Source organism: Helicobacter sp. 23-1048, from assembly GCF_053654545.1.
In genome coordinates this window covers 11,163-22,877 of sequence record NZ_JBSIUT010000001.1, presented here as the reverse complement: position 1 = coordinate 22,877, position 11,715 = coordinate 11,163, and the positions used below count along the sequence as shown (strand labels likewise).

The following is an 11,715-nucleotide window of genomic DNA, read 5'->3' as shown; positions in this document are numbered from 1 at the left end:
TAGTTTCCTTTGCATAAATTTAGACTTAAAAGGAGAAATTATGGGAGTAGTTGAGTGGATTGGCATAGCTTTAGTGTTGGTTTGTGTTATTTTAGTGGCAAAGAAGTTTATACAACCTAAAAAAGGCTGTGGTTGTGGCTGTGGCACACAGAGTGAGAAAAAGACACATAAGGCAAGGGTAAAGTAAGAGAAGTAAAGTTTTATTTAAGATTGCAAATCTAGTGGCTCTAATGCCTTTGTTATATCGATATGGCAGTAGCCATTGGGGTTTTTTGCGAGGTATTTTTGGTGGTAGGATTCTGCGGGGGTGAAGTTGGCTAGAGGCAGGACTTCGGTGGCGATTTGCAAAGGCGTTGTCAAAGGGGGCGTTGCTAAATGGGAAATTCTCAAAGAGGTTTTTAGGGCGATTTGTGGAGCGATTTTGCTAGCGATAAATTCTTTTGCACGCGCTAAAATGCGCTCATCTAGCGCGTAGATTCCGCTACGATATTGCGTGCCTATGTCATTGCCCTGTCTATTTATGCTCGTAGGATCTATGATGCTAAAAAACCGCGCAAGCAGAGAATGTAAAGGCAAAATCCCCTCATCAAAGTCAATCTCCACTGCTTCTACCGCACCACTTAGCCCGCTACACACCACTTCATAGCTTAATGTTTGGCTTAATTTTTGGCTTGGATTCTTAGTGTATTGCGGGAGCGCGTTTGCATAGCCCACTTGAGAATCAAGCACACCTTTGATTAAATCAAAATACGCCTGCACACCCCAAAAGCACCCGCCCGCTAGATAGATTCGCATTATTTGAGCTTTTTTGCTTGGGATTTGCTTTGTGCTTTTGCTTGCTCTTTGCGCACTTGCGTGATTGGCTTGCCTCCTAGCCCGTAGTCATCGGTGTGGATTTCATCGATTATTACCACGGTGCTAGATTTGTTTTTGCCTAGCACTTGGGCTAGCAAATCCGTTACGCCCTCGATGAGACGAGCTTTTTGCTCCTTTGTGGGTTCGCCATTTTCCTTTGTGATACGAATATTGACAAATGGCATTCTTATCCTTACAAATTTTTAAGATTCTTGCTTTGATACATCAAATAGGCATTTATATCGGCATTACACGGATACTAGAATCTAGATTCTCTTGCAAGACAGATTCTATCGCATAGAGTGTGCCTGTGGCAGCACTCGCGCACCCATCGCACGCCCCCATATAGCGAATGTATATATCAATATGCCCATCGCTTGTGTCTTTAATATCGAGGATTTCCATATTTCCGCCGTCCATCATTAGCATAGGGCGGATATTTTCATCGATGACTTTATCCACCATTTTTACCTTTTGCACCATTGTCATATCGGAGAATTTCGCCCCATCACTTTGGCTTTTTTCATATTGGTTTTTGAGCTTTTCGCTCTCCATTTCGGTGCGCACGGCGTTTAAAATATCCACGAGATAATATTCTCTCTTCTCGTGCCCGCCCTCTTTTATGCAGGATTTGCAAAACGCGCCTGCTTTGGTGTATTGCGTGATTTCTTCTACCGTTTTTAAGTCGTTGAGTTTGATGACTTCTTTTATGGTTGAGAGGCTAACGCGCGCGCATTCACACACGATGATTTCGTCCTCAAAATCCTCCGCATCTTTGCCTAGATACATTCCTGCAGCCTTTTTGATGACATCATACGCCATTACCGAGCAGTGCATTTTTTGCCCGGGCACAGCGGGCGTATCGGGGTCATCACGCAGTGCCTTTTCCACATCGATATTGGTGATTTTCACGGCGTCTTGGACTTTTTTGTTTAGGCATAGCTCTACCATCATATCGCTACTTGCAATCGCCGTCCCACAGCCAAAGCTCTTAAACTTCGCATCAATGATTGTATCATCGTTATCCACGAGCCAATAGAGTCGCACCGCATCGCCACAAGATTCTGCGCCATAGTCGGCAACGATTAGCTTCGCGCCTTTTTCATCTGCCATTTCTTGCGTGATGACGCCCAAATGTGTGGGGTTGTCCATTCGTTGTGCTACTTTTTTGCTATATGCGTCCCATAACGCACCACCGATTAAGTCATTTTTTGCCATTTTTTATCCTTTACTTATTTTGTGTTTATGCACTATAAGTGCTAGAGATTTCTCGTAGTCTTGCTACAGCTTTTTTAAATACATCAATCATATATTCCACTTCTTCTTGTGTGTTAAAGCGACTAAGTGAGATTCTAATCGCTGTGTGAGCGAGCTCTTTATCTGCACCGATGGCGACCATTACAGGATTTGCTTCTAAATCCTCGCTCGCACACGCACTACCCGTGCTACACGCGATTCCAGCTTTGTTTAAATCCCATAACATTGCCTCGCCCTCAATCCCACGCACACTGATAAGTGTCGTATTTGGCACGCGATTTTCTCTACTGCCCACCACAAACACATCATCGATTTTTAATAATTCATCTTCTAAGTAATCACGCATTTGGCGCACTTGTTTGTTTTCATATTCAAGTGCGTCATTTGCTAAACGCATTGCTTCGCCCATACCCACGATATAGGGGACATTGAGCGTGCCACTTCTGCGCCCGCGCATATGCTCGCCTCCGTGAAGTAGAGGCGTGAGATTCACACCCTTGCGAATGTAGAGCGCACCTATACCCTTTGGTCCGTGAAATTTATGTGCAGAGAAGCTTAGCAAATCTACATTAGCCTTTTGCACATCTACAGGGATTTTGCCGATAGCTTGCACCGCATCGGTGTGAAATAAAATACCTCGTTCTTTGCACAACTCGCCAATTTGCTCAATAGGGAATATAAGCCCTGTTTCGTTATTCGCCCACATAATGCTTACAAGGGCTGTATCATCGCGCAAAGCATCACGCACTTGCTCCACAGAAATATTCCCATTAGCATTGATTGGTAAGCGTGTAACTTCCACACCTAGAGATTCCAAAAAGCTACAAGTTGAACCCACAGCTGGGTGCTCAACCTCTGTGGTAACAATATGTCGTTTTTTACCACTATGAATCAAATCAAAATACACACCCTTGAGTGCCCAATTATTTGATTCTGTCGCGCAAGAAGTAATGATGACATCATCTTCATCATTGGCGTTTATGCCTGCGTAGAGTTTATCAATCGCTTCAGCGATTGGTTTATGCAAAATCGTGCCAAATTTATGCAAGCTGTTTGGATTCCCAAAATGCTCGCTCAAAAATGGGTCCATTAACGCCTTGACTTTGGGGTCAATCATTGTCGTGGCGTTATTATCAAAATACACCTTTTCCATTCTCTTTTCCTGCCTTATTTTTAAGATTTTATGTGTATAAAGTCTAATCTTTTAGTAAGTTTTGGTAAATGCGTGGCGATTTTACAAAATATTTTTTAATTAAATTACAATTTTACGCCCATTTATGCCTAAATGTTGGATTTGTCATAATTCTTGCTTTAAGTGGGGACATTGTGTAGTTTTTGTTAGAATTACAATAAAAGCATTAAGTCATTTTTAGGGAGCACAATGCAAAAGAACTTGAGTAAAAATAACACAAAAAATGATACACAAACGCGACAAAAGCTCGTGCATAAGAATAAAAAAGCATTTTTTGATTATGAGATTATAGAATCTTTAGAAGCAGGGATTGTGCTTGTGGGAGCAGAGGTAAAAAGTGCGCGTGCTATGCGCGTGAATCTCAAAGATAGCTTTGTTCGTATTATTAAGGGAGAAGCATTTTTGTTTGGTGCGCATTTTAGCGCATTGCAGCATACCAACGCATTTTTTAAGCCAGATGAGCGCAGAGCGCGAAAACTTCTTTTACATAAAAAGCAAATTGACAAACTCTTTGGCAAGGTTAGCACGCAAGGTTTTAGTATTGTGCCATTAAGCATATATTTCAATCATAAAAATACTCTTAAGGTTCAAATTGCACTTGTGCGTGGCAAGAAACTTTATGATAAACGAGAAAGCATTAAACGCAGGGAATTAGACCGTGAAGCAAAGAGTAGTATAAAAAACGCCCTTAAAAATGCTTGAGATAAAACCTAAAATAAGCAGAAAGTTCGTCATAAGGACAGAATCTCCAAGACTCCATACAAAAATTTATCACAATAGTTTTTGACTTTTTTACTAAAATATTACAAAGTTAAAGAAATAAGAAACTTTTTTGCATTTTTAAGGAATAAATTATGTATTTTTGCGTAAAATTATGAGTGAAATACAACAAATAAAGCAGGAAAACGATGAGTCATACAACATTTGCCTATCCATATATTGGTGTGTTGCTCGCACTTATTATGAGCATTGCGATTTTTGGCGGGCTTTTGCATTTACAGCATAAGATTTCAAATGCGATTGCCAAAAAAGATAGAGAGAAGCTAAAACTCGCTCCTTATGAGTGTGGCGTTACACCAAATAAACAATCAAACACGATTTCTTCGCAGTTTTTTTTACTTGCGTTATTGTTTATTTTGTTTGATATTGAGGTGATTTTTATGATTCCTTGGGCGATTGATTTCAAGCTCTTTAGGGATTTTGGGTTGGGTGGCTTTGTGTTTTTTGAAATGCTTAGCTTTCTTGCACTTTTGATTGTTGGGTTTGTGTATGCGTGGAAAAAGGGAGCATTGCAATGGCAGAGCATAAAATAAACTATTTGCAAAATGGCGGACTACCCATAGTGCTTAGCACGGTGGATAAGATTCTAAATTGGGGGCGAAGCAACTCGCTGTGGGGAATGACTTATGGATTGGCGTGTTGTGCTATTGAGATGATGGCGACAGGCGGTTCGCGCTATGATTTGGATAGATTTGGGAGCATTTTTCGCGCTTCTCCACGACAAAGTGATTTGATGATAATCTCTGGCACAGTAACCAAGAAGCACGCGCAGTTTGTGCGCCGATTATACGACCAAATGCCCGAACCACGATGGGTGATTTCTATGGGGAGTTGTGCGAACACAGGCGGAATGTTTAATACTTATGCTACCGTGCAAGGCGTGGATAGAATCATTCCTGTGGATATTTATTTGCCCGGCTGTGCCCCACGCCCTGAAACTTTGCAATATGCAATTTTGATGTTACAACAACATATCCGTTCAAACAAGGCTATCCCTGTGGCACAGAACAAACATTTAGAATCTAAGCGAATGGTGTAGTTATGGTAAAAAATCAAGTCCCAAATAGACAAAAAAAAGTCGCTTATACGCAAAAATTTGAGATTCCAAAAGCTGTGCCAAGAGTGGATTTTATGCAGTGGCATTTTGCTAGTGAGCTTATCGTCGCTTTGCCTAAGCTTATACAATCACACTATATGGAGCTAGGAATGCCGACAATTTGGGTGGATTCCAAAAATATACTTGTGGTGTTTGAGCGACTTTTTGGGCTTGGTTTTGAGACATTAACCGAGCTTGTAGCGGTGGATTTTTTAGAGCAAAGAGATGAGTTTGAGCTTTCTTATTTGTGCGTGAAATATGAGGACAATGGGCGAAAGATTGTGCGATTAAAGGTGAAGTGTGTGTTAGGTGCAGGTGATAGTATAGATTCTCTTACACCTTTTTATAAAAGTGCGAATTGGGCAGAGCGTGAGTGTTTTGATATGTTTGGCATTGAGTTTAAAGGACACAAAGACTTGCGTAGAATCCTTATGCCACCTGATTGGGTGGGACATCCATTGCGCAAATCATATCCGCTACAAGGCGATGAAAATGCTGCTTGGTATGAGGTTGATACGATTTTTGGCGAGCAATATCGCGATATAATCGGTCCTGAGCAACGCGATAGCGCAAGGATTGATAGAGGCGATAGCATTAACTTTGCACCAATGCGAAAATATAGTGGAGATTCTAAAAATGCAGACACGCAAGGCGTGATAGATACGCATAGATTCCAAGAAGAAAATAAACCTTATGCTATCAAGCGATACCCAAAAACTCCAACAAAACTCAAAGAGAAACGATAATGGCACAAGTTTATACACGATTAAACCCTAGTTTTGAGAATATCTTTTTTGAGCGTCAATCTCAAGGCGATGAGCATACTCCAAGCAAAATCACTCTTAATTTTGGACCACAGCACCCGAGCGCGCACGGGCAACTGCGACTTATTTTAGAGTTAGAAAATGAAATTGTTACCAAAGCCACGCCTGATATTGGTTACTTGCATAGAGGGGTAGAAAAGCTCGCAGAAAATATGATTTATAATGAGTTTATGCCAACCACAGACAGACTTGATTATATTTCATCGGTGAGCAATAACTTTGCCTATGCTCTTAGTGTTGAGAAACTTATCGGCGTGGAAGTGCCATTGCGTGCGGAGGCTATCAGGGTGATTTTATTAGAGCTTAGTCGCATTATCTCACATATTTTCTATGTAGGCGTGCACGGAATGGATGTGGGCGCACTCTCTATTTTTTTATACGCGTTTAAACAACGCGAATATGGACTTGATTTAATGGAGGAATACTGCGGGGCGCGGCTTACACATAATGCAATGCGTATCGGTGGTGTGCCACTAGATTTGCCTCCAAATTTTGATAGCAAGGTGTGTAATTTTTTAGATTCTTTGCCACAAATGTTAGGACTTATTGAAGGCTTGCTTGACAAAAATAGAATCTGGAGAACGCGATTAGATGGCGTGGGCGTGATTTCTAAAGAGATTGCCAAATCGTGGGCATTAAGTGGCATTATCGCTCGAAGCTGTGGTTTGGAGGTTGATATTCGCAGGAGTGAGCCATATAGCATTTATGAGAAATTTGACTTTGACATTCCGCTTGCTAAAGAGGGCGATTGCTATGCGCGTTATCGCTTGTATATGGAAGAGATTAGACAATCTGCTAAAATTATTCGTCAAGCGTTGGAGTTTTATAAAGGCACATCATCACAAATTATGGCAAAAGATGCGCGATACATTTCTCCCACAAAAGAGCAGATAATGACACAAAACTATTCGCTAATGGAGCATTTTGTCCTTGTTACGCAAGGTATGCGCCCTCCTGTGGGAGAATCGTATGCCCCAACAGAATCTCCACGCGGGGAATTGGGCTTTATTATCCACTCACTTGGTGCGCCATATCCTTATCGCTTGAAAGTGCGTGCCCCTTGCTTCTATCACACAGGGCTTTTGCAAGATTTGTTGTTGGGGCATTATCTCGCTGATGTGGTTACAATCATTGGGAATCTTAATGCAATTTTTGGCGAGGTGGATAGATGAGGCGATATGATTTGCGACATTTAGGAGCGCAGTGCTTGGAGAGAATGCGCGAGATTATCACACAAAGTGAGGATGGTGAAGTGAGTATTTTTATCTTTGAGCTTGTCGAGTTTGATTTAATCCAAAAAAGCGCGGATTTAGCGTTAGAATGTGGCGCGGAGCTAATCAATTCCATTCGCTTTAACGAGAAAGATTGGACTTTTGTAGTGCGCAAAGGCTCTTTTCACACCCTCCAATCCAGCACACAATCTACCCCAGCGCAATCAAGCGAGGTGAAGCAATGAAAAAGTTTGCAACAATGCTCAATGCTAACATAAAGCCATTTGCAGATATAAAACCAGACATTTCATTTGTCAGTGTTGGAGTATTTCCTGCGTTAGCGCACTCTATGACACATTCTAGCGATACTATTCTCTTGCACCCGTTTTTTACACCCAATGGCTATAATTATGAAATTGGCACAGAACACGCAGTTTGCGCGCTTTTACTTTGGGGAGTTTGTGAGAATCTTGCTAAGAAAAATGATGAGGTGCAAGAATTTTTAGAGAGCCTTGATATTGGTTACTTGGCTAGCGAGAGTAATATGAGCGAGGAAGAAGCCCTTAATATTGGTCGTTTTTTGTGCGACAAAAAGTGCGCATTATTGCTTGGTAGGGATTTAGCATTACACCAAAAGTCCTCGCTCATCGCACAACTTATACGCACAATCGCGTTATTAACTCACACGCAACTTTACTTGCAGGATTTAGATGTGGGCTTAGATTCCACGCAGGGGTTGATTGCGCTTACAAGTGCTATTGCAAGCGAATTTGAGGATTTGCCACAAAGCGATGGTGCGTTTGTCTATCAAGTGCTTCCAAGTGATTTGCAAAAAGTTAGTTTGCCAAAGGACGCCAAATTACTTATGCCAAACAACTTTGGTATGATTTTTAAACTACAAGATATTTCAAGCGCGCCAACCCCATATACATTGCGCTTAGAAAACGCAGATACATTAGAGATTCAAGCGAGATTGCTAAGTGAGTTAAAAGGCACGATAGCTATCCTTTGTTCGCACGAGATTTCACACTATCCGTTTTATAAAATTACCTCACTGCAAGGAGGTGTGAATGTCTAACATTATAGAATCTACCAAAGTGCGTATAAATATCGATGGTGTAGAGATATTTTGCAATGAGGGCGATTACATTTTGCAAGTCGCACGGCGCAATGGCATTGAGATTCCCGCGATTTGTTATCTTAATAATTGTTCGCCCACGCGTGCGTGTAAAATGTGTATGGTAGAAATTGATGGCAAAAGAGCCTATGCGTGCGCGAGTAAAGCAAAAGACGGAATGCAAATAATCACACAAAACGCAGAGCTCCAAGATGAGCGTAGAGCTATTATGCAAACTTATGATGTTAATCACCCATTGCAATGCGGTGTATGTGATAAAAGCGGAGAGTGCGATTTACAAAATTGGACAAACAAAATGGGCGTGCAGAGCCAACATTTTTTTATTCAAGAATCCAACAAACCACACGCAAGCTGGGCAAAAGTAAATTATGACCCAAATTTATGTATATTATGTGAGCGATGTGTAACTACTTGTGATGAGAATCTAGGCGAGGCAAACCTCAAAGCACAAAAAGCAGATTTACAAGAAGTTGATACCACATTGTGGAAGGACACAATCCCAAAAGACCCGCTAAGCGTGTGGGTAAGGAGACAAAAATCACTTATTAGTTTTGTAGGCGAGCAACCCTGCTTAGATTGTGCGGAGTGTGTGAGTGTATGCCCTGTGGGTGCGCTTATTGTCAAGGATTTTAAGTATAGAGCAAATGCGTGGGAACTTAGCAAGATTCCCACTACTTGCACGCATTGTGCTGGTGGCTGTCTCATATATATGGAATCTCGCCATAGCAATTTAGAAGGCAAAAAGCAAATTTATCGCATTACTAATGATGGCGAGTTTGAGCCCATTTGCGGGACAGCACGATTTGGCGGAGATAATATAAGCGAGCCACTGAATGCAACCCAAATAGACTTACAAGAATGTATAGACGCTTTTAGCACTGCTAAAAGCGTGATTGTCGGGGATTTATGCACCAATGAGGAAATTATCATTTTAGAATCATTGCGCCAAAAAATTGGTTTTAACTTATACAATAAGAGAGCACAGAATTTTGGCGCGTTTATCACAGCATTAAAAAACGCAGGCGCACAAATAGGGTTTCTCTCCTGTGTGAAGCAGGCAAAGGGCATTATTAGCATTGGCACAAACTTGCCACACGCAATGCCATCTCTGCGTTATCTTATTAACCAAAAACTTAAAGCAGATAAGGAATGCAAATTCGCACATTTTCACTCGTTTGCTAATACGCTTATCTCAAGGCTTGGTCGCAATTCAAAGTCGTTTGTCTATGAGGTGGGCGAAATTTGCGCCTTTTTAGAGAATCTCACAAAAGAGCTTATGCCAAAGCAAGAGAGCCTGCAAGAAGATTCTAAAGATACTTCTACGCAAAATCAAGATAAAGATTCTCATACCACGCAAGAATCTACGCAAGATTTGCCATCGCCAGCGTTTGATGGATTTTTCACACAGGGTTTTGTCGCGCAAAATGGAGTGATTATCGTAGGCGAGGAAATTTACTCTCACGCTCAAAGTGCTCGCATCGTGCAACTTCTCGCACAATTAGCACAATCTTGCAAAATGACAATCTTTTGTATCCCACCTTTTGGCAATGCGCTTGGTATGCTTTCATTGGCGCATTTAAGCGATTATGCGCAGTTGCAAGACATCGAGCATTGCATAGGCGTGCGTGTATGCAATGATGAAATATATGAGGAGTTTGGCAAGATGGCGTTTGTCCTTGATAGCCACAACCCAAATAGCAAGCAAACACCACCCAATGTTGCTATAAAAGCCCTTGCCCAAATGGAGGGAAGCGTGCTTAATGCAGAGTTGCGTTTGTTGCCTCTTGCGCCTAGCTTTGATTGCGCGTGTTTGGATTTGGCTGATATTGCGTGTGGCTTTGGATTAGGAAGCGGGTATATGAGCGACTGGAGCAAGGAAATGGGCGCGTTTAACCACAATTTTACACTACAACATTTACATAGTCTTAGGAATTTTTACGCCCCAAATGGGGAAAACAAACGAGGCAAACTTTTAGAATCTAGGGGCTTTTTAGATTCTCTTTATCCGCGTATAGCTGGGTTAAAGCCTTTTAGCAATGACACACAATCAAAGTCTTTAAACGCACTTTTAGCTCATAGTCCATCGTATTTTAATCACATTAACGCGCGTTCAGATTCATTGCAAAATAAAGTAGGTGTGTATGTTTCGCCAGCGTATGCGCAAAGCCTTAATATCACACCCAATGATTTTGTGCTCTTGCAAAACGATAAAGGAGCAAGCCTTAAAGCCCAAGTGTTTGTTGATTACAATATGGATGGCGAATTTTTCGTCCTCTCTCCATTGCTTAAGGGCGCGAGGGCATTATTTGGCAATGCGCTTTATACCAAGTTACGCGTGCAGACATCAAGTGTGGGAGCGCAACAATGAGTTTTTATATCACAGAAACTATTTTAAAGATTTTAGTCATTATTGCAGTTTTTGCTTCATTAGGGGGATTTTCCACTTATTTGGAGCGCAAGGTTTTGGGTATTTTTCAACGGCGCATTGGACCAAATTATGTTGGGCCTTTTGGTCTGCTTCAAGCCCTTGCCGATGGCATTAAACTCTTTTTTAAAGAGGATATTATCCCGCTTAATGCCAATCGCTTAATGTTTATTATCGCGCCTATTGTTTCGGTTGTATCGGCGTTTGTTGCGATGAGCGCGATTCCATTTTTCCCTGAGTTTGAAATGTTTGGACACACTATCGCGCCTATTGTCGCAGATGTCAATATGGGAATCTTGCTTTTTTTGGCGATAAGTTCGTGTGGGATTTATGCACCTTTGCTTGCTGGCTTTAGCTCGCATAGTAAGTATTCGCTCATTGGTGGAGCGCGAGCAGTGGTGCAGTTTGTAAGCTATGAGATGATTACAGGGCTTAGCTTGCTTGCTCCGCTGATGATTGTGGGCTCGCTTTCGCTTATTGATATTAACAACTATCAAGCAAATGTGAGTGATTGGCTCATTTTTAAACAGCCTCTTGCTTTTGTGCTTTTTGCTTGCGCGGCGTTTGTAGAGCTTAATCGCACGCCATTTGACTTGTTAGAGCACGAAGCAGAGATTGTCTCTGGGTATTGCACAGAGTATAGCGGGCTTAGGTGGGGGATATTTTTTATCGGTGAATACGCCAATATGATTGCGGTGTGCTTTATTTTTGCATTACTCTTTTTTGGTGGTTTTAATCCCATAGGCTTTATCCCCGGAGGCATAGCGATTTTGCTTAAAGTATGCTTTTTTATCTTTTTGTTTATGTGGGTGAGGGCGACTTTACCACATATTCGTTCAGACCAGCTACTAAGAGCGTGTTGGAAAGTGTTGTTGCCTTTGGCACTGCTTAATGTTTGCATAACGGGCGTAGTGCTACTTTTGGTATAAAGCATAAA

General features: G+C 41.6%; 13 protein-coding genes and 1 pseudogene. 10 read left to right on the top strand and 4 right to left on the bottom strand.

Going from position 1 to position 11,715, the window contains the following annotated elements; all coding sequences use genetic code 11:
• The first annotated feature begins 40 nt into the window (after positions 1-40).
• Positions 41-187 (top strand): hypothetical protein, encoded by a 147-nt coding sequence (locus ACWIWK_RS00115; protein ID WP_454149709.1) that lies wholly within the window; start codon positions 41-43, stop codon positions 185-187.
• Positions 188-225: 38 nt separating this feature from the next.
• Here ACWIWK_RS00115 and msrA read toward each other — a convergent pair.
• From msrA to ACWIWK_RS00095, 4 genes and pseudogenes are all read right to left on the bottom strand, one after another.
• Positions 226-795 (bottom strand): annotated as a pseudogene (gene msrA / locus ACWIWK_RS00110) (peptide-methionine (S)-S-oxide reductase MsrA); the annotation flags it as partial.
• Positions 795-1,040, bottom strand: a complete 246-nt coding sequence (locus ACWIWK_RS00105; RefSeq protein ID WP_454149707.1) for a 2-hydroxymuconate tautomerase family protein — start codon at positions 1,038-1,040, stop codon at positions 795-797. The pseudogene msrA and the gene ACWIWK_RS00105, both read right to left, overlap by 1 nt.
• Before the next feature lie 52 nt (positions 1,041-1,092).
• Positions 1,093-2,073, bottom strand: a complete 981-nt coding sequence (locus ACWIWK_RS00100; RefSeq protein ID WP_454149705.1) for an iron-sulfur cluster assembly scaffold protein — start codon at positions 2,071-2,073, stop codon at positions 1,093-1,095.
• Positions 2,074-2,098: 25 nt separating this feature from the next.
• Positions 2,099-3,265 carry a NifS family cysteine desulfurase gene (locus ACWIWK_RS00095; protein ID WP_454149703.1) on the bottom strand — a complete coding sequence of 389 codons (1,167 nt, stop codon included), beginning with the start codon at positions 3,263-3,265 and terminating at the stop codon, positions 2,099-2,101.
• Positions 3,266-3,493: 228 nt separating this feature from the next.
• Here ACWIWK_RS00095 and smpB point away from each other — a divergent pair, with 228 nt between their 5' ends.
• From smpB to nuoH, 9 genes are all read left to right on the top strand, one after another.
• Positions 3,494-4,006 carry an SsrA-binding protein SmpB gene (gene smpB, locus ACWIWK_RS00090; RefSeq protein WP_454149702.1) on the top strand — a complete coding sequence of 171 codons (513 nt, stop codon included), beginning with the start codon at positions 3,494-3,496 and terminating at the stop codon, positions 4,004-4,006.
• A 206-nt stretch (positions 4,007-4,212) separates the two neighbouring features.
• Positions 4,213-4,617 carry an NAD(P)H-quinone oxidoreductase subunit 3 gene (locus ACWIWK_RS00085; protein WP_454149700.1) on the top strand — a complete coding sequence of 135 codons (405 nt, stop codon included), beginning with the start codon at positions 4,213-4,215 and terminating at the stop codon, positions 4,615-4,617.
• Complete coding sequence (locus ACWIWK_RS00080) at positions 4,599-5,123, top strand: NuoB/complex I 20 kDa subunit family protein (protein ID WP_454149698.1); 525 nt, start codon at positions 4,599-4,601, stop codon at positions 5,121-5,123. The genes ACWIWK_RS00085 and ACWIWK_RS00080 overlap by 19 nt, the downstream gene beginning before the upstream one ends.
• Before the next feature lie 2 nt (positions 5,124-5,125).
• A complete protein-coding gene (locus ACWIWK_RS00075) occupies positions 5,126-5,926 on the top strand; it encodes an NADH-quinone oxidoreductase subunit C (protein ID WP_454149696.1) in 801 nt (266 codons plus the stop codon).
• Positions 5,926-7,176 (top strand): NADH dehydrogenase (quinone) subunit D, encoded by a 1,251-nt coding sequence (nuoD, locus tag ACWIWK_RS00070; RefSeq protein WP_454149694.1) that lies wholly within the window; start codon positions 5,926-5,928, stop codon positions 7,174-7,176. Before ACWIWK_RS00075 ends, nuoD begins: the two co-directional genes overlap by 1 nt.
• Positions 7,173-7,460 (top strand): NADH-ubiquinone oxidoreductase subunit E family protein, encoded by a 288-nt coding sequence (locus ACWIWK_RS00065; protein ID WP_454149692.1) that lies wholly within the window; start codon positions 7,173-7,175, stop codon positions 7,458-7,460. The genes nuoD and ACWIWK_RS00065 overlap by 4 nt, the downstream gene beginning before the upstream one ends.
• Positions 7,457-8,293 (top strand): hypothetical protein, encoded by an 837-nt coding sequence (locus tag ACWIWK_RS00060; RefSeq protein ID WP_454149690.1) that lies wholly within the window; start codon positions 7,457-7,459, stop codon positions 8,291-8,293. The genes ACWIWK_RS00065 and ACWIWK_RS00060 overlap by 4 nt, the downstream gene beginning before the upstream one ends.
• A complete protein-coding gene (locus ACWIWK_RS00055; RefSeq protein WP_454149688.1) occupies positions 8,286-10,721 on the top strand; it encodes a 2Fe-2S iron-sulfur cluster-binding protein in 2,436 nt (811 codons plus the stop codon). The genes ACWIWK_RS00060 and ACWIWK_RS00055 overlap by 8 nt, the downstream gene beginning before the upstream one ends.
• Complete coding sequence (gene nuoH / locus ACWIWK_RS00050; RefSeq protein WP_454149686.1) at positions 10,718-11,707, top strand: NADH-quinone oxidoreductase subunit NuoH; 990 nt, start codon at positions 10,718-10,720, stop codon at positions 11,705-11,707. Before ACWIWK_RS00055 ends, nuoH begins: the two co-directional genes overlap by 4 nt.
• Positions 11,708-11,715: the final 8 nt, after the last annotated feature.